The organism is Parafrankia sp. BMG5.11 (assembly GCF_004337455.1).
In genome coordinates, this window is sequence record NZ_SJXI01000082.1 from 1 (window position 1) to 21,719 (window position 21,719).

General features: G+C 70.8%; 18 protein-coding genes and 2 pseudogenes. 1 reads left to right on the forward strand and 19 read right to left on the reverse strand.

Annotated features, from left to right (window positions below; genetic code table 11):
• Both E0504_RS40430 and E0504_RS54590 read right to left on the reverse strand, forming a co-directional pair.
• Positions 1–394 (reverse strand): annotated as a pseudogene (locus E0504_RS40430) (HNH endonuclease); the annotation flags it as partial.
• Positions 395–778: 384 nt separating this feature from the next.
• Positions 779–1,121 (reverse strand): annotated as a pseudogene (locus tag E0504_RS54590) (SAM-dependent methyltransferase); the annotation flags it as partial.
• A 507-nt stretch (positions 1,122–1,628) separates the two neighbouring features.
• Between E0504_RS54590 and E0504_RS40440 the strand changes: the two are divergent.
• The gene (locus tag E0504_RS40440; RefSeq protein WP_243657845.1) at positions 1,629–3,425 is read left to right on the forward strand and encodes a glycoside hydrolase family 26 protein; all 1,797 of its coding nucleotides are present in this window, start codon (positions 1,629–1,631) and stop codon (positions 3,423–3,425) included.
• Between the two features lie 163 nt (positions 3,426–3,588).
• Here E0504_RS40440 and fdxA read toward each other — a convergent pair whose 3' ends face one another.
• The 17 genes from fdxA to nifH form a co-directional block, all read right to left on the reverse strand.
• Positions 3,589–3,930: a ferredoxin gene (gene fdxA, locus E0504_RS40445; RefSeq protein ID WP_018501689.1), complete on the reverse strand. Its 342-nt coding sequence runs from the start codon at positions 3,928–3,930 to the stop codon at positions 3,589–3,591.
• Positions 3,931–4,011: 81 nt separating this feature from the next.
• Positions 4,012–5,052, reverse strand: coding sequence for a 2-oxoacid:ferredoxin oxidoreductase subunit beta (locus E0504_RS40450; protein WP_112107969.1), 1,041 nt, complete (start codon positions 5,050–5,052; stop codon positions 4,012–4,014).
• Positions 5,049–7,061, reverse strand: coding sequence for a 2-oxoacid:acceptor oxidoreductase subunit alpha (locus tag E0504_RS40455; RefSeq protein WP_112107970.1), 2,013 nt, complete (start codon positions 7,059–7,061; stop codon positions 5,049–5,051). Before E0504_RS40455 ends, E0504_RS40450 begins: the two co-directional genes overlap by 4 nt.
• Positions 7,033–8,253: a cysteine desulfurase family protein gene (locus E0504_RS40460; protein WP_112107971.1), complete on the reverse strand. Its 1,221-nt coding sequence runs from the start codon at positions 8,251–8,253 to the stop codon at positions 7,033–7,035. The genes E0504_RS40455 and E0504_RS40460 overlap by 29 nt, the downstream gene beginning before the upstream one ends.
• Positions 8,250–9,167 carry a HesA/MoeB/ThiF family protein gene (locus E0504_RS40465; RefSeq protein WP_243657846.1) on the reverse strand — a complete coding sequence of 306 codons (918 nt, stop codon included), beginning with the start codon at positions 9,165–9,167 and terminating at the stop codon, positions 8,250–8,252. Before E0504_RS40465 ends, E0504_RS40460 begins: the two co-directional genes overlap by 4 nt.
• Positions 9,168–9,232: 65 nt before the next feature.
• Positions 9,233–9,853: an iron-sulfur cluster assembly accessory protein gene (locus E0504_RS40470; RefSeq protein WP_112107973.1), complete on the reverse strand. Its 621-nt coding sequence runs from the start codon at positions 9,851–9,853 to the stop codon at positions 9,233–9,235.
• On the reverse strand, positions 9,850–11,832 hold the full coding sequence (gene nifB / locus E0504_RS40475) for a nitrogenase cofactor biosynthesis protein NifB (protein WP_112107974.1): 1,983 nt from the start codon (positions 11,830–11,832) through the stop codon (positions 9,850–9,852). Before nifB ends, E0504_RS40470 begins: the two co-directional genes overlap by 4 nt.
• Positions 11,829–12,182 (reverse strand): nitrogen fixation protein NifZ, encoded by a 354-nt coding sequence (locus E0504_RS40480; protein ID WP_112107975.1) that lies wholly within the window; start codon positions 12,180–12,182, stop codon positions 11,829–11,831. The genes nifB and E0504_RS40480 overlap by 4 nt, the downstream gene beginning before the upstream one ends.
• Positions 12,179–12,559: a nitrogenase-stabilizing/protective protein NifW gene (gene nifW / locus E0504_RS40485; RefSeq protein WP_071067118.1), complete on the reverse strand. Its 381-nt coding sequence runs from the start codon at positions 12,557–12,559 to the stop codon at positions 12,179–12,181. The genes E0504_RS40480 and nifW overlap by 4 nt, the downstream gene beginning before the upstream one ends.
• Complete coding sequence (locus E0504_RS40490; RefSeq protein WP_071067117.1) at positions 12,556–12,801, reverse strand: CCE_0567 family metalloprotein; 246 nt, start codon at positions 12,799–12,801, stop codon at positions 12,556–12,558. The genes nifW and E0504_RS40490 overlap by 4 nt, the downstream gene beginning before the upstream one ends.
• The gene (locus E0504_RS40495; RefSeq protein WP_071067116.1) at positions 12,791–13,258 is read right to left on the reverse strand and encodes a NifX-associated nitrogen fixation protein; all 468 of its coding nucleotides are present in this window, start codon (positions 13,256–13,258) and stop codon (positions 12,791–12,793) included. Before E0504_RS40495 ends, E0504_RS40490 begins: the two co-directional genes overlap by 11 nt.
• 40 nt (positions 13,259–13,298) lie before the next feature.
• Positions 13,299–13,745 (reverse strand): nitrogen fixation protein NifX, encoded by a 447-nt coding sequence (gene nifX / locus E0504_RS40500; protein ID WP_071067115.1) that lies wholly within the window; start codon positions 13,743–13,745, stop codon positions 13,299–13,301.
• Positions 13,739–15,190 carry a nitrogenase iron-molybdenum cofactor biosynthesis protein NifN gene (nifN, locus tag E0504_RS40505; RefSeq protein ID WP_071067114.1) on the reverse strand — a complete coding sequence of 484 codons (1,452 nt, stop codon included), beginning with the start codon at positions 15,188–15,190 and terminating at the stop codon, positions 13,739–13,741. Before nifN ends, nifX begins: the two co-directional genes overlap by 7 nt.
• Positions 15,190–16,563 carry a nitrogenase iron-molybdenum cofactor biosynthesis protein NifE gene (gene nifE / locus E0504_RS40510; RefSeq protein ID WP_112107977.1) on the reverse strand — a complete coding sequence of 458 codons (1,374 nt, stop codon included), beginning with the start codon at positions 16,561–16,563 and terminating at the stop codon, positions 15,190–15,192. Before nifE ends, nifN begins: the two co-directional genes overlap by 1 nt.
• A 327-nt stretch (positions 16,564–16,890) precedes the next feature.
• Positions 16,891–18,447 carry a nitrogenase molybdenum-iron protein subunit beta gene (nifK, locus tag E0504_RS40515; RefSeq protein ID WP_112107978.1) on the reverse strand — a complete coding sequence of 519 codons (1,557 nt, stop codon included), beginning with the start codon at positions 18,445–18,447 and terminating at the stop codon, positions 16,891–16,893.
• Positions 18,448–18,514: 67 nt separating this feature from the next.
• A complete protein-coding gene (gene nifD / locus E0504_RS40520; RefSeq protein ID WP_020464281.1) occupies positions 18,515–19,975 on the reverse strand; it encodes a nitrogenase molybdenum-iron protein alpha chain in 1,461 nt (486 codons plus the stop codon).
• Between the two features lie 46 nt (positions 19,976–20,021).
• A complete protein-coding gene (gene nifH / locus E0504_RS40525; protein ID WP_020464282.1) occupies positions 20,022–20,891 on the reverse strand; it encodes a nitrogenase iron protein in 870 nt (289 codons plus the stop codon).
• Positions 20,892–21,719: the final 828 nt, after the last annotated feature.

The following is a 21,719-nucleotide window of genomic DNA, read 5'->3' on the forward strand; positions in this document are numbered from 1 at the left end:
TCCGGGCCCGCGCGCGTGCGGCCGCCCCGGCCGGATCCACCGTGTGCACGGCACGGCGGCACGCATCCGTCGCGTGGGGCAGCCGGCGCGCCACCGTGCACGCGAACAGCATCTGACCCGCCGCGGCCTGCGAGGACACCCCCAGCACCGCCGCGACGTCCTCCGGAGCGAACTCGTCGAACAGAACCTCCCGGCCGGCCGCCGGCGGCCGCAGGTCGGCGAACTGCGCCAACAGCCCCAGCAGGTCCGCGTTCCCCGCCGCTATCAACCGGACCGCCGCACCGATCCGCACCAGCAGCCCACGCACCCGCCCCTCGAACACCCCCTCCGTCTCCGAGAAGTCACGGGAACCGGAACCGTCCTCGTCGACCTTCGCACTCCGCACGGCATTCATGGCACCGACACCCACCCCACCATAGGATCGAACACACGTTCGACCATAAAGGTGTGTGCGCCACCCCGACAAGCACGAACCCGACGAGACCACACCAAGTTCACATTCGGCCCGGGAAGATTTCTCGTTGCGAACAGCCGGCGGACTCTACGGAATGGTTGATACGTTTCACTTAACGTAGTAGCAGCGAGTCTCCTACCGGGACCACGGGGCAATCTTTGTCTAGATCGTCAGCGGGTGCCGGAAACTGCGCACCGCCTCGGAAGGAGCCCGTCTTGCATATCCCGTCCCTCAGCTTGTATATCGGATGGCTCAGCCTCAACGAACTCCTCGTCGTCGCCGTCTTCGAGATTTTCGCCATTGCGATCGTGGCTCTGCAGGTCAGGCGCCCAGTCCGGCGGTGCGGCCTTCGCCGGTTCCGGTGAGCAGTGCACGAGCGCGGGCGAGCACGATCGAGTCACTGTCGGTGTAGGCCACCCGGCAGTCCGGGGCGATGCGCTGGGCGACCTCGTGCGGGTTCGGCGAAGTGGGAAGCCGGTGCCAACGTCAAGGAACCGGCTCCCCGCGTCCTGGGCGAGAAACCGGGTCACCGGTGCAGGAACGCACGGTAATCCGGTCCGGGGTGCGTGCCCGGGACCGGCGGATGGGGGTGATGCCTCGCCTGCGCCGCGACACCAGACCCACACCGTTGGTGAGCGCCCGGTAGTGGTGGCCGTGGGTGACGGATTGTTGAGTGTCAGCCAGGGTTGCTTCGTAACAAGGTTGCGAAGATGAACCGGTGCCGACCGGCGGTAGCGCCGCACGGCAGCACGCCACCCGGGGTCCGACAGGTCCCGGCGCGGGCGGTGAATGTGGGGCGGGGGCTCGATGGGGGACGTACGTGCAACGGCACGAGGCAGGTGACGCGCCGCCGACAGCGGGCGCGGGTCGGGACAGTGCCGACGCGCACCAGAACGTCGGCGAGCGCGAAGCCACCGGCACACGCCGGAAGACCGGGTCAGACCGGAAGACCGGATCAGACCGAAAGACCGGATCAGACCGGACGAGCGGGTCGGACCGGGCAGCCACGCCAGGCCGGGCAGCGACGACAAAGCGGAGCGCCGCGTCCGAACGGACAGCCACGCCAGAGCGGAAGACCGGGTCAAGCCGGAACACCGACTCGACCCGGAGAACCGGCGGCAGGAGCAAGGCGACCACCGGCGCGAGCCGGAGAGCCGCCGGCGCAGGCGACGTGGTGACCGACACCGCCGAGGACACCGCCACCGAGGTCCCCGGCAACGCGTCCGGAGCGGGCACCGGCCCGGTACCGAAGACCGGCGAAGGTCCCGGCGGCGCTGGTGAAGGTTCAGGCGTGGACGTGTCCGGGTCTTCGGGCCCGCTCCCGTTCGCTGCCGGGACAGACGTGCCCGTCGGGAGCGGTGCGGGCGAGGACGTGATCGCGCGGACGCTGCCGTACGAGCGCCTCGGCACGCCGGGCTCGCCGATGCGGCCGGACAAGACTCTCGTCAGCTCCGTGGCTCGGACCAGTGCCACCAGCCAGAGCAGCCCCACCAACTCGGGCAGCTCAACCAGCACGGGCAGCCCCAACCGTTCGGACAGCCCTTTCCGCCAGCGGGCCTCTGCCGGCCTGGGCAGCCCCGTGAGCAAGGGCGGGGGCCCGGTTGGGAGCACCAGCGAGAACCCCGTCCCGGACGGGCCAGGGCCCGGAACCGGGCCCGAAGCCGGGGCCGGAACCGGGCCCGAAGCCGGGGCCGGAACCGGGCCCGAAGCCGAAGCCGGGGCCGGAGCCGGGCCCGAAGCCGGAGCCGGAGCCGCGGACCCGGGCGAAGCTGCCCAGGCGCCAGGGGCCGGAGGCCAGGGGAAGGACGGCCGCCGCGGCGGGAATCACCGCGGCGGGACGGCTCGTCGAGGTAGGCCGCGCCGACGACGTCGCACCGTGCTCGGGGTCGTCGCCGCCGCGATGGTCATCCTGCTCGGCGCGATCGGCCTGGTGACGCTCACCGGCGGCCCGGATTCGCGGCGTTCGGCCGATGCCCCGGCGGCGAGTCAGGCCCCGGATACGGCGAAGGCGCCCGGGGCACAGCCCACGCAGCCTCAGCCGGAGCCGGCGCCGACCGGGCCGGCCGCGCCGGGGGTGCGGTGGCCCTCCGGGGCGAACGGGAACCCGCCGCTGGACATCCGCGCCTGGGAGGCCTGGACGGGGCGGCTGACGAACGTCGCAGTCGTCTTCACCAAGCGTAACGACTGGAACGGGATCGCCTATGACAACTGGCCGATGTCGGACTACCCGCCGGGGGTGTACAACGGGCAGCTTTCCATCGCCCAGCCGCTGTTCCCGCGGTCGGGTGACGAGCGGACCTGCGCCCGGGGTCACTATGACGCCTACTGGGCGGCGTTCGGCCAGACCCTGACGCGTAATGGCCGGCCCGACGCCATCGTCCGGCTCGGTTGGGAGTTCAACGGGAACTGGTTCTGGTGGTATCCGCGGGACACCGCGACCTGGAAGACCTGTTTCCAGCGGGCGGTTACCCAGATCCGGTCGACGGCGCCGGCGGTGCGGATCGACTTCAACGTCAGCGCGCACCGTGACCGGATGCCGAACGGTGACGACGTGTGGGCGGCCTACCCGGGCGACGAGTTCGTGAGCATCGTCAGCAGTGACGCCTACGACTCCTACCCGCCGTCGCGCTCCGCGGAGACCTTCGACCAGCAGTGCAACATCCCGTCGGGGGCGTGCACCGTGGCCGCGTTCGCGCGGGCGCACGGCAAGCAGTTCGCGGTGCCGGAGTGGGGACTCGTCCGGGTGGACGGGAACGGTGGCGGCGACAATCCGCTCTTCATCGAGAAGATGCACGACCTGTTCGACCGGAACCGGGACATCCTCGCCTACGAGGCGTATTTCAGCACCGCCGAGGCGGACAACGTGCGTTCCTCGCTGATCAACCCGCCGCTGAACCCGATGGCCGCGCAGCGGTACCTGGAGCTGTTCGGTGCCGGAGCCGGCGGCAGTGGCAGCCCCGGCGGCCTGTGACCCGGGTGGTGACCGGTCCGGCCGTGATCTGAACGGCGGCCCGGTCCGGCCGTGACCCGGGCCGTGACCCGGGCCGGCTCGAGGAGCGTGGTGGCTGCTCCCCGCGCCGGCCCGGGTCACGGGCGGCCCTACCCCGTCACCTGGGCGTGGGCCCGCGTACCGGTCAGGCGGAGGCCTCGTACTCGGCCACGAAGGGCGTGTCGGCCTTGATCTTGCCCACGGTCTTGGCGCCACCGGGATCGCCGAGCGGCTCGTCCCGGCCGGGCAGGACCTTGGTGAAGAACTCCTTCTCGCTCTTCACGAAGGGGCGCTCGGCCTTGGGCACCTCCAGGTCGAGCATGATCGCGCCGATCGGGCAGGCGGACGCGCAGGCGCCGCACTCGGTGCACTCGTTCGGGTTGATGTAGAGCTTCCGGTCGCCCTCGTAGATGGCGTCGACCGGGCACTCGTCCAGGCATGCGGTGTCTTTGACGTCGATGCAGGGCGACGTGACGACGTAGGGCATCGGAACTCTCTTTCTTTCCTTCTTCACGGACGGCGGGCGTCCGGGGGAGGTCTCGTTACGCGGTCGGCCGCGAGGAGGGGCTCAGGCCCGGCTGGCCGGCACCGACCAGGAGTCGTCGCCGGTGAGCAGCTCCTGCAGGTCGCCTCGGCCGCCCGCGCGGGCGGTGGCGAGGCGGTTCTGGTACTGCTTGTCGAAGCTCGGCCGCTCCACCGCGCGGTACACGCCGATCGGCGCGAGCTCGGGGTGGGTGTCCGCGATCCGGGCGAGGGCGTAGGCGTAGGTCGGGCTGGTCGAGCGCGGGTCGTGGATCACGACGCCCTTCTCCACCGACCGGCCGAACTTCAGGTCGCCGGTCTCGGGGTCGCGCAGGATCGCCCACTGGCTGTCCGCCCCGAACAGGATCGGCTGGCCGGCCTCGAGCCGGATCGGGCCGTCGGCCGCGGTGGGCTCCGTCGCGGAGGCGGCGACGTCGTCCCGGGGCGCGACGTTGAAGGTCGGGCAGTTCTGCCGGATCTCCACGAGCGCCGAGCCGTCGTGCGCGTGGGCGGCGGCGAGGATCTCCGTCATGTGCTTGCGGTCGGTGTCGACCGTGCGGGCGAGGAAGGTCGCCTCGGCGCCCAGGGCCAGCGCGGCCGGGTTGAACGAGTGGTCCAGCGAGCCGAACGGGCTGGACGGGGTGACCGTGCCGGGCTTCGTCGCGGGCGAGAACTGGCCCTTGGTCAGACCGTAGATCTGGTTGTTGAACATGATGATCTTGAGGTTGACGTTACGGCGCAGCGCGTGGATCAGGTGGTTGCCACCGATCGACAGCGAGTCGCCGTCACCGGTGACGACCCAGACCGACAGGTCCGGCCGGTTGATCGAGATGCCGGTCGCGATGGACGGCGCCCGCCCGTGGATCGAGTGGATGCCGTAGGTGTCGAGGTAGTAGGGCAGCCGGGACGAGCACCCGATGCCGGAGACCACGACGAAGTTCTCGCGCGGGATCCCGAGGGTCGGCAGCAGGTTCCGCATCCCGTTGAGGATCGCGTGGTCACCGCACCCCGGGCACCAGCGGGCGTCCTGCCCGGTGGAGAAGTCCTTCGCTGTGAGCTGCTTGCCTACCGCGTCTGAGCTGGTCACTTGCCCGCCTCCGAATCCGATCCGAGCTCGCTGCGGCCCAGCTCGCTCATGCCGAGCGTGCTGGCGCCGCCCGCGGCCTTGATGTCCTCACTGGTGATCTCGGTGTCGCCGAGGTCGGCGCCGTGGACGAGCCGGGTGAACACCGCGGCCAGCTCGACCGCGCGGAAGGGAAGCCCGCGGGTCTGGGTGTAGCCGACGGTCTCGACCCCGCAGTGCATCCGCAGCAGGCCGGAGAGCTGACCGAGGTTCATCTCGGGCACCAGCACCGTGTCGTAGGACGACAGCACGGCGGCCAGGTTCGCCGGCAGCGGGTTGAGGTAGCGCAGGTGCGCCTGGGCGATGGCCAGCCCCTGGTCGCGGACAAGCCGGCAGGCGGCGCCGATCGGCCCGTAGGTCGAGCCCCAGCCGACCACCAGCACCCGGGCACCGAATCCGGGCGCCCCGCTCGGGTCGTCGACCTCCAGCGCCGGCACCTTGATGCCGTCGACCTTGTTCTGGCGGGTGCGGACCATCAGGTCGTGGTTGTCCGCGTCGTGCGAGACCTCGCCGCTGCCGTCGGCCTTCTCCAGACCACCGATGCGGTGCTCCAGGCCGGGGGTGCCGGGGATGGCCAGCGGGCGGGCGAGGGTGCGCGGGTCACGCGCGTACGGGTGGAACTTCGGCGTGCCGTCCTTGCCCACGGCGTTGGGCTTGGTGGCGAACTCGATGCCGAGGTCGGGGAGCTCCTCGACGGCCGGGACCTTCCACGGCTCGCTGCCGTTCGCGATGTAGGAGTCGGACAGCAGGATGACCGGGGTGCGCCGCTCCAGCGCGATCTGCGCCGCCTCGAACGCCGCGGCGAAGCAGTCCGCGGGCGACTGGGCGGCGAGCACCGGCAGCGGGGCCTCGCCGTGCCGGCCGTAGAGGGCCTGCAGCAGGTCGGACTGCTCGGTCTTCGTCGGCAGGCCGGTCGACGGTCCGCCGCGCTGCACGTTGACGATGACCAGCGGCAGCTCCAGCGAGATCGCCAGGCCGATCGCCTCGGACTTGAGCGCCATGCCGGGGCCGGAGGTGACGGTGACGCCGAGCATGCCGGCGAACGAGCCGCCGATCGCCGCGCCGATCGCCGCGATCTCGTCCTCGGCCTGGAAGTGGCGGACGTCGTGCGAGGTGAGCTTGCTCAGCTCGTGCAGGACGTCGGTCGCCGGGGTGATCGGGTACGCGCCGAGGAACAGCGGCATCCCGGCCTGGTGCGCGGCGGCGACGAGACCGAAGGCGATGGCCCGGTTGCCGCGCATGTGGCGGTAGGTGCCCGGGGGCAGCGCCGCGGGCTTCACCTCGTAGGAGACGGCGAACGCCTCGGTGGTGTCGCCGTAGTTCACGCCCGCCCGCAGCGCCGCCAGGTTGCCGGCGAGGATCTCCGGCGGCTTCTTGGCGAAGCGCTTCTCCAGGTAGGCGATGGTGCTCTCGACCGGCTGGTTGAACATCCAGGAGACCAGGCCGAGGGCGAACATGTTCTTCGTCCGGGCGGCGTCCTTGCGCTTGAGGCCGAGGCCGTCGGTGGCGCCGACGGCGAGCCCGGTCAGGTCGACCGCGTGCACGATGTAGTTGCCCAGCGAGCCGTCGGTCAGCGGGTCGGAGTCGTACCCGGCCTTCTCCAGCGAGCGCACGTTGAACGCGCCCGAGTCGACGATCAGGACGCCTCCGGGACGCAGGTCCTTCAAGGTCGCCTTCAGCGCCGCCGGGTTCATCGCGACGAGGACGTCGGGCTGGTCACCCGGGGTGGTGATGTCGTGGTCGGCGACGTGCAGCTGGTAGCTCGAGACACCGCCGACGGTTCCGGCTGGCGCCCGGATCTCGGCCGGGAAGTCCGGCAGCGTGGCCACGTCGTTGCCGGCCTCCGCGGCCTGCGCGCCGAAGCGGTCGCCGGTGAGCTGCATGCCGTCGCCGGAGTCGCCGGCGAACCGGATCACGACCCCCTTGAGGCGGCGTACCCGCGATTCAGGCTGTTCGAAGAGCTCGGTTGTCATCTCGAACCTCGTCTTGGATGGGGGTGCTCTGGGAAAGGGAGCGGACGCGCAGGACAGCGCGGGCCACCAGATCCGCGGCGGTGCGGATCTCCTCCGTCGTGGTGGCGCGGCCCAGGCTGAAGCGCAGGCTCTCCCGGGCCTCGGTGGCCGTGCGGCCCATGGCGAGCAGGACATGGGACGGCTCGTCCCCGCCACCGCTGCACGCCGAGCCGGCCGAGATCGCCACACGCGGAGCACAGGCCTGGACCTCGTCGGCACCGGCGCCGACGAAGCGGAGATTGACGGTGTTCGGCAGCCTGGCACGGTCCGGGCCGTTGAGCTCGACGGCTCCGGGCCCGAGCCGCTTCGCCAGGGTCTCTGTCAACAGCGCAGTCAGCAGCGCCGTCAGCGCGCCCTGGCGCCTGCCGTCGTCGGCCATCGACTCGGCTGCGATGCGGGCGGCCGCTCCGAAGCCGGCGATCCCGGCGGTGTTGAGGGTGCCGGCCCGCAGGCCGCGTTCCTGGCCGCCGCCGTGCACCCTGGGCGCGAGGCGTGGCCAGGCGTCCTTCGACGCGATCAGCGCGCCGACACCTTTGGGACCGTAGAGCTTGTGCGCGGACGCGACGGCCAGGTCGACGCCCGTCTGCTCGAGCTCGACCGGGATGCGGCCGAGGGCCTGGGTGACGTCGCACAGGAGCAACGCCCCGGCGGAGTGCACCGGTTCGACCAGTGGCCGCAGGTCGTTCACGGCCCCGGTCTCGTTGTTCGCCGCCATCACCGCGACCAGCGCGACGTCCGGCCCGAGTCGGCGCCGCAGGTCGTCGACGTCGATGGTGCCGTCCGGGTGGACGGCGATCCGCTCGGCGGCTGTCGCGTCGCCAGCCGACACCGCGGCGTCGGCGGCGCCGAGCACCGCGGGATGCTCGGTGGCCCCGACGAGGATCCGGCGTCGCCCCGGCTCGGCGGTGGCGAGGACCCCACCGATCGCCAGGTTGGCGGCCTCGGTCGCCCCGGAGGTGAACACGACCTCGCGGGGGCGGGCGCCGGCGAGTGACGCGACCTCACGCCGGGCCCGCTCGACGATCCGCGTCGCCTCCTGGCCGGGGGCGTGCTTGCTGGCCGGGTTGGCGAACCGCTCGGTGAACAGCGGGAGCATCACCTCGACCACCCGCGGGTCGACGGGCGTGGTCGCGTTGTGGTCGAGGTAGATCACCGTGGCTCCCCGGAGCCGGGCCCCTGGCCGCCGCAGGACGGGCAGTGCGGGTCACGTCGGGCTCGCAGCACCCGGAAGTCCAGGTCCCAGAGGTCGAACTGGAGCAGCCTGCCGGCCGCCGGCTCACCGAACCCGGAGATGATCTTTATCGCCTCGGTCGCGGCGAGGCAGCCGACCATCCCCGACACGGCGCCGAGGACGGTGAAGCCCAGCGGCTGCCAGGACGGGTCGCCCTCGGTGAAGACACAGCGCAGGCAGGGCGATCCGGGCTGGACGACCAGCAGGTTCCCCTCGGTGGCGTTCATCGCGGCGACGACCGCCGGGGTCCGGGTCGCGACGCAGGCGTCGTTGAGCAGGTAGCGGTCGGGGAAGTTGTGGCGGGCGTCCACGACGACGTCCGCCCCGGCGACGAGGCGGCCCAGCTCGGGGAGCTGGGACAGCTCGCGGTCGATCGCGACGATCTCGACTCCCGGGTGGTGCGCGCGCAGGGTCTGCTCCGCGCAGGCCACCCGGGAGCCACCGATCCACTCGGGGCGCATCAGGGTCTGCCGGTTGAGGTCGGGCTCCTCCAGCGCGCCCGGGTGGACCAGGACCAGCCGGCCGACCCCGGCGGCGGCGAGGTAGGTCGCGGCCGCCCCGCCGACGCCGCCCACGCCCGCCACGAGCACGGTCGCGCCGCGCAGCCGCTCCTGGGCCGCCGGGCCGAAGCCCGGCAGGTCGAGCTGCCGGTCGTACCGACCGGGCAGGCTCGCTCCCCCGCTGCGCTGCGCCGGCGCCAGGGCCGGGGCCAGGGCCAGGGCCAGGGCCGTCGGTGCCAGCGCCGTTGCTGGCACCGCGGCCTCGGACGCCCCGCGGGCATCGACCGGACCGACCGGGCCGGACGCCGGCGGAGAACTACGCCGGGTCACTATCATGCTGCGCTCCATGACTGGTCCGTGTGTTCCGTCGGGGGGTCGGTGTGGTGGGCCGGGGTTCGCCGTCAGGAGACGAGGGCGACGCGGCCGATCTCGGGCAGGCTCTCCTTGATGCGCTTCTCGATCACCGCGGTGACGGTGGCCGAGGCGCTGGAGCAGCCGTTGCAGGCGCCGACAAGCCGGATGTGGACCTCGGCGGTGCCCGGCTCCCCGTTACCCGCGAGCACGGTGACGAGCTGCACGTCGCCGCCGTCGCCCTGCAGGAACGGCCGGATCTCGGCGATGACGTCCTCGACCTGGCCGCGCAGCCGGTCGTCGGCCTCGGCGCGCTCGGGCTCCTCCGGGGTGCCGAACGAGTTGCCGCAGCCGCACGAGCTGGTCGCGTTCGGGTTGGTGAAGGTGAACCCGGAGGAGGTCAGCGACTCGACATAGTCGATCCGCAGCCCCCGCAGGTGCCCCATCATCGACGAGTTGACGAAGACGTCGAACCCGTCGGAGTGGATGACGATGTCGTCGCTCTCGGCTCCGGGGGCGAGCGCCAGGTTGTAGGTGAGGCCGGAACAGCCGCCCGGGTTCACGCCCACACGCAGGCCGAAGCCGGCCGTCTCCGCGCTGCCGCCGAGCAGGGTCCGCACCTGGGCGCGGGCGCGCTCGGTCAGTTCGACGGTGCTCTGGACGAGGGTCATGACCGCGCTACCTCCAGGTCTGTGACGTCGGTGCCGGCGCTGTGGGAGCCGGTGCCGACGGAACGGGTGTGGGCGGGGCGGGCACCGTCGGCGCGTGCCTTCTCCGGGGTGGTCCGCTCCGCGCGGGACTTCTCGGTGCGCGGGTCGGTACGGGCGTGCTCGGCGTCGTGGCGGTGGCCGGAACCGGCGGCGTGGCGGTGGCCGCCGCCGGAACAGGAGCCGGACTTGCCGCCCTCACCCGAGCAGGAGCCGGGCCGGACGGTGACGGCGAACTCGAACGGGTCGTCGTCCATGAGGTCCGGGTCGAGCAGGTCGACGTCCACCAGTTCGCCCTGCACCAGCTCGGCGCGCACCAGCTCGGCCTCGGCCATCTCGGCCTCCACCTCGTCGAGGTCGATCTCGTCGAGGTCCGTGAAACCGGTGCCGGCGGGGTCGGGGTTCACCGGGACGGCCGCGCGGGCGGCCGCGGTGAGCCGGCCGCCGACGGTGGCGACGGCCTTCTCGATCAGTTCGTAGACCTCGACCGGCTCGATCCCGGCGGCCTCGAGCGCGTCGTACGGCCCCGGGCCGATCTTGCTGCACAGGACGGCGGAGCAGTCGGAGAGCATCTCGATGGTCTTGTCGAGCACCGAGGCGCCGTCCCCGCACTCGGTCGGGCCCTCGCAGTAGCGCTGCACGTCGCGGGTCTGGACGAGCCGGGCCCAGCTGCGGCCGGCCTCGTAGATCCAGAACTCGGAGGCGTGGCCGAAGTGCTGGTTGACCACGCCGCTGCCCTTGGTCGCGACGGCGACCAGGACGACGTCGTCGGGCCTGGTCGCCGGGCCGGCGACGGTCACCGTCTCGCGCTCGGCGCGGGTCTCCTGGCGCCACCGCTCGATCTCGGCGTGGGCGGCGAGGCGGCCTTCCAGGTCGTAGGCGATCTCGCGGCCCTGGTAGGTCTCCGGGGTGAACTCGTCACCGCGGTCCTCGCCGAGCAGGCCGACGGCGTCCGCCCGGCACTGCCGGCAGTGCCGCATCATGTTCATGTCGGCGCCGTCTTCGCCCTCGCAGCGGTCCTGCAGGGCCTTGAGCTGCTGGGGCGTCGGGCCCGGCTGGCCGGCGAGGCCGAACACGGTGCCGTGCTCCGGGGCGGAGACCAGCGGCATCACGTTGTGCAGGAAGGCACCGAGCCCGCGGACGGTCTTCGAGACCTCGACGAGGTGCTCGTCGTTGACCCCCGGGATCATCACCGAGTTGACCTTGGCGAGGATCTTGCGCTCGGCCAGCATGGCGAGGCCCTCGAGCTGGCGCTCGGAGAGGATCTTCGACGCCTCCCGGCCCGTGTACTTCTTGCCCTTGTAAGCGACCCAGGGGTAGATCCGCTCGCCGACCTCGGGGTCGATCATGTTGATCGTGATCGTGACGTGGTCGACGTTCAGCGCGGCGATGCGGTCGACGTGGTCGGGCAGGGTGAGCCCGTTCGTCGACAGGCACAGCTTGATGTCGGGGCAGTCCCGGGCGACCAGTTCCAGGGTGCGGAAGGTGCGCTTCGGGTTGGCGAGCGGGTCGCCGGGGCCGGCGATGCCCAGCACGCTCATCTGCTTGATCTCGCTGGCGACCAGCTTGACCTTGGCGAGCGCGTCCTCGGGGGTGAGCAGGTCGCTGGTGACGCCGGGCCGGCTCTCGTTCGCACAGTCGTACTTGCGGTTGCAGTAGTTGCACTGGATGTTGCAGCCGGGCGCCACCGCCACGTGCATCCGGGCGTAGTACTGGTGCGCCTCGGAGCTGTAGCAGGGGTGGTTGGCGATCTTCTCTGCGATCTCCGGATCGGTGGCCGGAGTGCTGCTGCCGCAGCTCTTCTTGGACGCGCAGCCGCCACCCGGGGCGGGCGCCGCGCCCTGGGCGGGCGAGCCGTTCTGACCAGGGGTGGCCGTCCGACCGGTCAGCAGCTCCGCCGTGGCGGCGGGCAGCACCGGAAGCATGACGGGCTCGTTGTTCACGACAGCCCCTCCTCCTTGTCGGTGGTCCCGCTGGTCACGGCGGCGCTGCTGTCAGCCGCGGAACTTGTGGCATGGGCGGTGGCGGCGGCGGCGGCCCGGCTGGACGGGGAGGTCTCCCGCACCGCGGCCTCGAGCTCGCGCTCGAGGGCGCCGACGACCCGGCCGTTCTCGAACGCGACGGCGTAGACGATGTGCTCCTGCAGGTACAGGCCCACGTTGATGACCTCGCCCCGGGTGCCGGGCTCGACCAGGATCTGGCCGGTCGCGATGTTCGGGTCCGGGAAGGTCCCGTCCTGGCGCAGGGCCTTGGTGGTGGCGACGACGTCACCTACGTCGAAGGTCGACTTCATCGCTGCTGGCCCTTCTCGTCGGTCTGGGTGGTCGCCGGTCGCTCGACCGTGATCTCGGACATGGGGACGAACCCGGCGGGCTCTGGCGCGCGGTCCTTCAGCACCTTGAACAGGCGGTGGTCCAGCGCGGTGGCCGTGGTGAAGGCCTCGTAGGCGCGGACGAGGGCTGCCCGGTAGTCCCGCAGCAGCGCCTCGGGGGACACCTCGGCGTCGGCCCCCTCGTGCAGGCCGGCGATCTCCTCTGCGAAGAAGCGCAGGATGTGCAGCCGGTTGACGGCCACCACCCGCGGGTCGTAGTCGACGTCGAGCAGCTCGAAGTACTGCTCGGCGGTCGAGCAGCGGCGGAACTCCTCGAGCTGGCTGGTGAGCGCGCTCATGCTCCCGCTCCCTTCCCGGTGCCACCGGCGGCGCCGGCGCGCAGCTCGTTCTCCAGCAGCGCGATCTCGGCGTAGGCGTCGTAGGTACGGCGGGCGAGGTCGAGGATGTTCTCCCAGTTGATCGGGAGGTCCTCGGCGAGGTCGTGCAGGTCGAGCTTGAGCTGCGAGGCCTTGCTGTTCAGCTTGCGCAGCCGGGTCGTGACGGCGGCGACATCGGTGCTGGTGCTGGTCTCAGGAGTCATCGCGGGCGACCTCCCTCCACTGCTCGACGAGCTTGGCGGCGGCGGTGACCATGGCCTCGCCACGGGCGGCGAGGTCCTCGAGCGAGTTGAAGCCGAAGCGCTGGACGTCGCGCAGGACGTCGGAGAGCACCACCAGCCGCCCGCCGAAGACGATCACCCGGCCGAAGCCCTCGTGGTTGAGGTCGAGCACGGTGGTGGTGATGACCCCGGTCGCCTTCTCCACCGAGGCGGCGACGGCCTGGTAGAAGGAGCGCACGCGCCCCTCGATGACGGCGTCGATGTCGCAGTTGGAGGCGATCTGCCGCCGCTGCTCGCGGGTGAGGATGAACGGGCCGAGCAGCTGCTCGTCGGGCAGCCGGTCGAGGTTGCCGTAGGTGTCGCCGGCGCGGAGCTGGTCGACGAGGTCCCGCAGGAACCCCTCGAGCTGGCCGCCTGCGCTGGGGGCCGGTGTGGTCATGCCGTTCCTCCCATGGTCATCGGGTTCGAGGTGGCGGGGTCTACTGCGGCCTGGCCGGCGCGACCGGCGCGGCGGTGGCCGACGGCGAGGAGGTCGGGGTCCAGGCGGGCGCCACCTGCGGGCTGTGCGCCCGAAGGACCTTGCGCAGCCAGGGCGGCGGGTTGCCCGCGAGCACGCCGACGAACTTGGCGAGCAGGGCGTCGATCTCGGTGCCCACGGGGACCTTCATCGGGTGGATCCGGGCCTTGACGACCTTCGCCGCCGCCGTCCCTCCGATGTCGCAGACGTTGAGGATCGCGCAGTCGACGACCGCCGCGAGCCTCGAGGCGATCTTGTCCTCTTCGTCGTCCTCCGCGGGCCCGAGCTCTCTGGTCTCGAACAGGTGGAAGCCCTCGGGCCCGACCTCGTAGACGTCGAACCGGCGGCACCAGCCGAAGTGCTGGTCCACGGCGTGGCCGTCGCTCGTCGCAAAAGCGATCTTCAACATGGGGACTCCTGGCACAGAACGTCGAGCTGGTCGAACGAGTCGAGCGGATGTTCGCGGACGTCGTGGCGCCCCGGGCGGTGATCGGCCCGGTGATCCGCCTGGTGGTGGTCGAGCAGCCGGTTCGCCGCGTCGACGAGCAGCCGCAGGCTGCCCCCGTACCCGGCGGTCGTGCGCAGGGCCGATCCGAGCCGGTCGTAGATCGGGAATCCGACGGCCAGGTGGGCGGCGCCGATGCGGTCGGCGACCGTGCGGACGTGACTCGACCCGATGAGCAGTTCCGCGCCGCCTTCGAGGGCGCGTTCCTCCAGCTCGGTCAGGTCGCCGATGACGATCTCGTCCCAGGGGGCGGTGGCGAGCACGGGAGCGTCCGTCGGCGACACCGCCGCGACGATCTCCGCGCCGACGTCGTGCAGCAGGGAGCCGACGGCGACCAGCGCCTCGGGCTCCATCGCGAGCGCGATCCGCGCCCCGCCGAGGACGAAGTGGGTGTCGAGCAGGCCGTCCGCCAGCCGGGCGCGGGCCCGCCGCACCTCGGGCGCCGGTCCGCGTCCCGAGTAGGCCATCAGCTCGGTGACCAGCCTGTCCACCGCGGCGAGGCCGCTGAGGTGGTCGTGGTGGATCAGGTCGGCGGCGGTCCGCGCGGCCAGGTCGACCCCGGCCTCCGCGGCGGTCGCGCCGGCGGTGATGATCAGGCCGGCCTCGTCGAGGCGGCGCAGCTGCGCGAGCCCCGTGCCACCGGTCGTCGTCGGCTGCCAGGACGGGGCCAGGTGCCCGTCGAGGGAGCCGGAGAGATCCGGGACCAGCACCGGCGCCATCCCGAAGGAGCGGATCAGCGCGCAGAGCTCGTCGAGGTCGGCGGCCGACAGGGACGGCCCGACGAGCACGGCGACCGTCTCGGGCGCGGAACCGGTTCCGGGACCGGAGCGCGAACCCGGGTAATCGTCGGAGTCGGCGTGGTCGAAGGGGACGGTGGTGACCAGCGAGCGCAGCGCGGCCGACCAGCCGTCCGACAGCCCGCCGGCGAAGTCCGGCGTGGACACCCGCACGATCAGCGGCGCGCCCTCGGGCGTGGTGTGGTTCATCATCGCGATGTACTGGCGCACCTGGCCGGCGACGTCCTCGCCGCTGACCTCGGTGACGCCGGTGGTCAGCAGGCCGATGATCCGCGGGTTCTGCTTGGCGCGGATGCCGTCCAGGTTGGCGACGAGGTCGTCGCCGCTGCCGAGCACCGCGGACACCTCGGTGACACCGGTGGTCTGCAGCGGGACGGGCTCGTTGAAGTGCCGGGTCAGCAGCGCCTTGGCGAACGAGGCGCAGCCCTTCGACCCGTGCATGACGGGCATCGCCGCGGCGAGGCCGAGGAAGACCAGCGCCCCGCCGAGCGGCTGGCTGAACCGCAGCGGGTCCAGGCCGGGCCGGCGGTCACTCGTGACGACCCTCGCCATCACGCCACCCCCTCGACGTCCCAGGGCGCGGGGGCGCGGACCTGCTCCCACACCGGGTTCGACAGCGCCATGTCGAGGCGGCGGGCCAGCTCGACCGCGCCGCGGTAGCCCGCGTAGGGGATGTGCCGCTCCTGGTTGATGTCGAGGAACGGCAGCCGGCCCTTGAGCGCCGTGTACTGGTTGCGGCCGCCGGCGACGAGGATGTCCGCGCGGGTCTCCTCGGCGATGCGCAGCAGCTCGCGCGGGCTGCCCTCGGAGACGATCCTGGCGTCGGGGCCGAGCAGTTCGCGGATCTTCTCGACGTCGCCGTCGGAGCTCTTGGTGATGCCGTTCGCGACGACCTCGATGCCGAGGTCCTGCAGCGCGGAGACGATCGACCAGCTCTTGACCCCGCCGGTGTAGAGCACCGCGCGCCTGCCGGCGAGCCGCTCACGGTAGGGCTCCAGGGCCAGGTCGACGGCGGTCTGCTCGAGGGCGATGACCTCCTCGGCGCGCCGGGCCAGCTCCGCGCCGCCGAGCAGGCGGGCGAACTCGCGCAGGGTGTCGTTCATCGCGCGGACGCCGTAGAAGCTGCCCTCGAACCAGGGGATGCCGTAGCGATCCTCCAGGCCGCGGGCCAGGCCCAGCAGCGCCCGGGAGCAGACGACCATCGTCGCGCGGGCCCGGTGCGCCGCGGCGACGTCCGCGTAGCGCGCGTCGCCGCTGATGCAGGCCCGGACCCGGATGCCCATCTTGGCCAGCACCGGCAGGACGTCCCACAGCTCGCCGGCGATGTTGTACTCGCCGACCAGGTTCACGTCGAGCTCGGTCACGTCGGGCGGCTCGACCGTCCCGATGACGTGCTCGAGCAGGGCCTCGCCGGCGAGGCGGTTGCCCAGGTTCTTGTTGCCGGCGAACCCCGGGGCGTGCACCGGGATGACCGGGACGCCGGTGTGCGCGGCGGCCGCCGCGCAGACGGCGTCGAGGTCGTCGCCGATCATGGCGGTGACGCAGGTCGAGTAGACGAACACCGCCGGCGGGTGGTGCCGGCGGACGGCTTCGAGAATGGTGTCGAACAGGCGCTGCTCGCCGCCGAAGATGACGTCCTGCTCACCGACGTCGCTGGTGAAGCCGCGGCGGTAGAGGTCGGGGCCGGAGGAGAGGCTCCCCCGCCCGTCCCAGGAGTTTCCTGCGCAGGCGATCGGGCCGTGCACGACGTGGGCGCTGTCGACGATCGGAACCAGTGTGATCATCGCACCGTCGAAGGTGCATCCGCCGCTGGTGCCGCCGGGCGCGGGCTTGGGGCACCCGGCCTTGCGCTCCTTGGCGGACTTCTCGCGGTTGTGATCACATGCCGGTTCGGTGAATAGCGTTGCACGGTCAGTGGCGGCCATGGCGATCTCTCGGCTTAGGGAGGGTCGTCCCCTCGGTGAGCTGGGTGAGCGGGCCGTTCGATGGACCAGCAGTTCTTCTGAACCGGGGTGGTGCTGGCGGGTGGTGCCGGTGGGTGGTGCCGGTGGGATGGTGGCCGGCCGGCTGGGGCGCCGGCCCCGGCAGTGGCGGGGCACCTGCCTCCGCGGCGCGGGGGGCGCGGTCCCAGCGCGCGGGCGGGGGCCCCGGCGGAGCGGGGGCTCGGGGCCGCCAGCCGGCCGACCACTGGGAAGGCCGTGCGCGCCGCCCGGGGGACACCGGACGCTCAGGAGGCGTCCCCCGGACGGGGCCTAGCGCACGGCGTCGTAGCTATGGTCCGGGCTGGTCCGGTCAAGCTCGTCCAGCACGGTGTTCACGAGCTGCGTGAGCAGGTGCAGCCCGCCGGTGTAGCCGATGATCGGGAAGCGGTGCAGGTGGTGCCGGTCGAAGATCGGGAACCCGACCCGCACCAGCGGAACGTTCGCCTCCCGGGAGATGTACTTCAGGTAGGTGCTGCCGATGAGCAGGTCGACCGGCTCGGTGAAGACCAGCGACCGCAGGTGCCACAGGTCCTTCTCCGGCCAGACGGTGGCCGCCTCGCCGAACTTGCTCGCCGAGAGCACCTTCTCCATGCGGGCCTTGAAGGTGGTGTCGGCGTTCGTGCTGAGCACGTGCACCGGGATCATGCCGAGCTCGAGCACGAAGCGGGTCAGCGCCACGACGAGGTCCGGGTCGCCCGCGATGGCGACCCTCTTGCCGTGGAGGTAGGCGTGCGAGTCCGTCAGGGCGTCAACGAGACGGCCGCGCTCGACGGTGAGCTCGGCCGGGATCTCGACGCCCGCCAGCCGGGCGATCTCGGTCAGGAACTGGTCGGTGCCGCGGACCCCGATCGGGGTCTCCAGCACCAGCGTGTCCTGCTTCCACACGTCCCGGATCAGCTCGGTGGTCTTGCGGGTGGCGGACTCCTGCAGCAGCACGGTGGCGCGGCTGAACTTCGCCTTCGCCGCCTCGGCCAGCGGCGTGCCACCGGGGTAGAGGTCGTACTCCCCGTCGGCCGGCGAGTCGAGCGAGTCGGCGTGGTCGCCGAGGATCAGCGGGTCCACGCCCATCAGCTCGAGCACGCGCCGGTACTCGCGGAGGTTACCGGTGTAGGTCTCGAAACCGGGGATGATGTTCAGCCGGGGCTTCCCACCGGTCGCCGGCTCCGTCGCGTCCGCCGACTTCGTCAGGTTCTCAAGGATTCCCTTGAGCATGCTGTCGTACCCGGTGATGTGCGAGCCCACGAAGCTCGGGGTGTGGGCGTAGGGAACCGGGTAGTCGGCGGTGATCACCTCCTTGTCCTTGGCCGCGCCGATGTAGGCGAAGAGGTCCTCACCGATGACCTCGGCCATGCAGGTGGTGCTGACCGCGACCATCTTCGGCTTGTACAGGCTGGTCGCGTTCTCCAGCGCCTCGACCAGGTTGTTCAGGCCGCCGAAGACCGCCGCGTCCTCGGTCATGGACGTGGATGCCGCGGGGACGGGCTCCTTGAAGTGCCGGGCGAAGTGGCTGCGGAAGTACGCGACACAGCCCTGCGAACCGTGCACGAGCGGCAGCGTGCCCTGGAACCCGAGGCCCGCGAGCACCGCACCGAGCGGCTGGCAGGCCTTCGCCGGGTTGACGGTCAGCGCCTCCCGGGCGAAGTTCTTCTCCCGGTACTCCCAGCCGCGGGTCCACTCGAGGACGCGGGAAACCTCGGCGGATTCACTGCCGTTCTCGAACTCGGCCTTGCCCTCGAACTGCTTCTGGTAGACCTCGTCCTTGAACAGCTCGCTGTGGTCGAGGACCCGCAACGGAATGGAACTGCCTGTCTCGGGAGTCGTCGTCACCGGACATCCTCCTTTCTACCGTGACTGATGGCCGCCGGCGATCGCCGGCGGAGACCGGAAGATCCGGTCAGAACACCTCTCCGGCCTTCGACCAGGGGGTCTCCATGAGGTCCCAGGTCGGGCTGTTGATCGCGATGTCCATGTCGCGGGCGAAGACCGCGAAGCCGTCGACGCCGTGGTACGGCCCGGAGTAGTCCCAGGAGTGCATCTGGCGGAAGGGGATGCCCATCTTGTGGAAGACGTACTTCTCCTTGACGCCCGCACCCATGAGGTCCGGCTTGAGCCGCTTGGCGAACTCCTCCAGCTCGAACGCCGTCGGGTCGTCGTAGAGCACGACGCCTTCCTTGAGCTCGGCGTACGTGCGGGTGTAGTCGTCCTTGTGCGCGAACTCGTAACCGGTACCGACGACCTCCATGCCGAGGTCCTCGTAGGCGCCGATGGTGTGGCGGGGGCGCAGACCGCCGACGGCGAGCATGACGCGCTTGCCGTCGAGGCGCGGCTTGAACGCCGCCGTGATCTCGTCGAAGCGCTTCTGGTAACGCGCGATCGCGGCCTCGGTCTTCGCCTGGATCGTCTCGTCGAACTTGGCCGCGATGGCCCGCATCGAGTTGACGATCTTGGTCGGCCCGAAGAAGTTGAACTCGATCCACGGAGTGCCGTAACGCTCCTCCATGGTGGTGCAGATGTAGTTCATGGAGCGGTAGCAGTGGATCAGGTTCAGCTTCGACAGGTGCGTCGAGGCCATCTCGTTCAGCGTGCCGTCGCCGGACCACTGGGCGATGACGCGCAGGCCCATGTCCTCGAGGATCCGCCGGGACGCCCAGGCGTCGCCGCCGATGTTGTAGTCGCCGATGAGCGCGACGTCGTACGGGGTCTCCTTGAACGACTCGCCGCCGGTGCCGAGAACGTGGTCGCGGACCGCGTCGTTGGCGATGTGGTGGCCGAGCGACTGGCTCACCCCGCGGAAGCCCTCACAGCGGACCGGGATGACCGGCTTGCCAAGCTTCTTCGACGCCGTGCGGGAAACCGCCTCGATGTCGTCGCCGATCAGACCGATCGGGCACTCGGACTGGACCGAGATGCCCTTGGCCAGCGGGAAGAGCTCGTTGATCTCGTCGCAGACCTGCTCCAGCTTGGGGTCACCGCCGAAGACGATGTCCTTCTCCTGGAAGTCCGTGGTGATCTGCATCGCGGTGAAGTTGGTGACACCCCACGGACCGCGGGCGTAGTTGCGCCGGGTGGCCCAGGAGTACTGGCCGCAGCCGACCGGGCCGTGGCTGATCGTGACCAGGTCCTTCACCGGGCCCCACACCACGCCCTTGGAACCGGCGTAGGCACAGCCACGGATCGTCATGACCCCGGGGCGGGACTTGATGTTGGACTTGACCTCGCACTCCTTCGACCCCTCGGGGTCGTTGGCCTTGAGGTGCTTGGCGCGGAACTTGGCCGCCTTCTGGGGGTACTGCTCCAGGACCTCGGCGATCATCGCCTCGGTCTCGGCCCGCTGCGGAGCCGGAGTCGTCGTCATGATCGGGACCTCATCCTCGACAGTGTCAGAGCAGGTGGCCGGAGCCTCAGGCGACGGTCGCGTTGGCCTTCTGGCCGATGATCGACTCGTCTTCCTGCTCCATGATCCCGAACTCGATCAGCAGCTCCTCGAGCTCGTCCATGCTGATCGGGGTGGGGATGGTCTTCATGTCGTTCTCGTCGATCTTCTTGGCCAGCTGGCGGTACTCGTTGGCCTGGCTGTTCTCGGGGTCGTACTCGATGACCGTCATCCGGCGCAGCTCGGCGTGCTGCACGACGTTGTTACGCGGGATGAAGTGGATCATCTGGGTGTTGAGACGGCGGGCGAGCTCGATGATCAGCTCGTCCTCGCGGTCGGTGTTACGGCTGTTGCAGATGAGCCCACCGAGACGCACGCCACCGGAGTGCGCGTACTTGAGGACACCGCGGGCGATGTTGTTCGCGGCGTACATCGCCATCATCTCGCCGGAGGTCACGATGTAGATCTCCTGGGCCTTGCCCTGGCGGATCGGCATCGCGAAGCCACCGCAGACAACGTCACCGAGGACGTCGTAGGTGACGAAGTCGAGGTTCTCGTAGGCGCCGGCCTCCTCCAGGTAGGTGATGGAGGTGATGACGCCACGGCCGGCGCAGCCCACGCCCGGCTCCGGGCCACCGGACTCGACGCACTTGATGCCCCACTGGCCCTCGACCAGGACCTCGTCCAGCTCCAGGTCCTCGACCGAGCCCTTCTCCGCCGCGAGCTGGATGACGGACGTCTGGGCCTTCGAGTGCAGGATGAGGCGGGTCGAGTCAGCCTTGGGGTCGCAGCCGACGATCATGACGCGACGGCCCATCTCGGCCATGGCAGCCATGGTGTTCTGCTGGGTGGTGGACTTGCCAATACCACCCTTGCCGTAGAACGCGATCTGGCGCATTGCATTCTCCTCCTGGAGCTGCGTACGCACGCACGGTTTCGTGCAGTGCGTCCCGCGGTTCGGAAATCGGTTGCGGTCGTGGCCCCGCGAACCGACTGGGCGCTGGTAGCTCGCCCTCCCGGCTTGCCGCGATATGTAGAAACCGTAGGAGGGATTCATTTCGGACGCATGTACGTCGGTAACCGCTCCGTTAACAAGAAATCGACCCCACGGGGCGCTACCTCACCACTCAGGAAAGCCTGAAGGATAATTCCGAGGATAAGTTTTTGATGCGATTCCTGGGCCGCCCCGCGACCTGCACGTGCGGCGGCACGGGCCGCGGCGGAAGGCGCGGCACAGGCCCACCGGGGGCACCCCCACTCGGCGGCCGATCCGGTTTCAGCCGGGTCAGCGGGCCGTTAATCAGGAGTGTCCTCCCTGGTGACCGCCCCCGATATACCGGCTCCGGTGTGACGTACAACACCGAATCACGGGCCCTGAGTGCTCGGTCACCCCCGCACCTGCGCCCGGCGAGGCCATACATATCCGTGTTTGCGGAACTCTATCACCAGATTTTGCCGCGTTCGCGGTGGACTATCGTCCTAATTGCGGGTAACGGGGGTCGCGGGCCCCTCCCGAGCGCCCTCGGCAGGGCTCCCCCGGAAGCGGGCCGGCCGCGCCTTTACGTTTCCGAAACCACCCGTGCCGGTCCTGTCTGGACCAGGTCCGAGAGGTCGGATAGCGTTGCCTCGCGCACACGGGATAAAAGCACCGGTCAACACCCGGCAAACAGCACCCAGCAAACAGCTCGGTCCCATCAGCAGCGGTACCGAAAGCCAGGACGGTAGG

Coding starts and splice junctions, on each gene's coding strand:
- fdxA (WP_018501689.1), bottom strand. CDS start 3,930: ATGCCCTACGTCGTCACGTCGCCCTGCATCGACGTCAAAGACACCGCA.
- E0504_RS40455 (WP_112107970.1), bottom strand. CDS start 7,061: ATGACAACCGAGCTCTTCGAACAGCCTGAATCGCGGGTACGCCGCCTC.
- E0504_RS40465 (WP_243657846.1), bottom strand. CDS start 9,167: ATGATAGTGACCCGGCGTAGTTCTCCGCCGGCGTCCGGCCCGGTCGGT.
- E0504_RS40470 (WP_112107973.1), bottom strand. CDS start 9,853: ATGACCCTCGTCCAGAGCACCGTCGAACTGACCGAGCGCGCCCGCGCC.
- E0504_RS40480 (WP_112107975.1), bottom strand. CDS start 12,182: ATGAAGTCGACCTTCGACGTAGGTGACGTCGTCGCCACCACCAAGGCC.
- nifW (WP_071067118.1), bottom strand. CDS start 12,559: ATGAGCGCGCTCACCAGCCAGCTCGAGGAGTTCCGCCGCTGCTCGACC.
- E0504_RS40490 (WP_071067117.1), bottom strand. CDS start 12,801: ATGACTCCTGAGACCAGCACCAGCACCGATGTCGCCGCCGTCACGACC.
- E0504_RS40495 (WP_071067116.1), bottom strand. CDS start 13,258: ATGACCACACCGGCCCCCAGCGCAGGCGGCCAGCTCGAGGGGTTCCTG.
- nifX (WP_071067115.1), bottom strand. CDS start 13,745: ATGTTGAAGATCGCTTTTGCGACGAGCGACGGCCACGCCGTGGACCAG.
- nifN (WP_071067114.1), bottom strand. CDS start 15,190: ATGGCGAGGGTCGTCACGAGTGACCGCCGGCCCGGCCTGGACCCGCTG.
- nifE (WP_112107977.1), bottom strand. CDS start 16,563: ATGGCCGCCACTGACCGTGCAACGCTATTCACCGAACCGGCATGTGAT.
- nifD (WP_020464281.1), bottom strand. CDS start 19,975: ATGACGACGACTCCGGCTCCGCAGCGGGCCGAGACCGAGGCGATGATC.
- nifH (WP_020464282.1), bottom strand. CDS start 20,891: ATGCGCCAGATCGCGTTCTACGGCAAGGGTGGTATTGGCAAGTCCACC.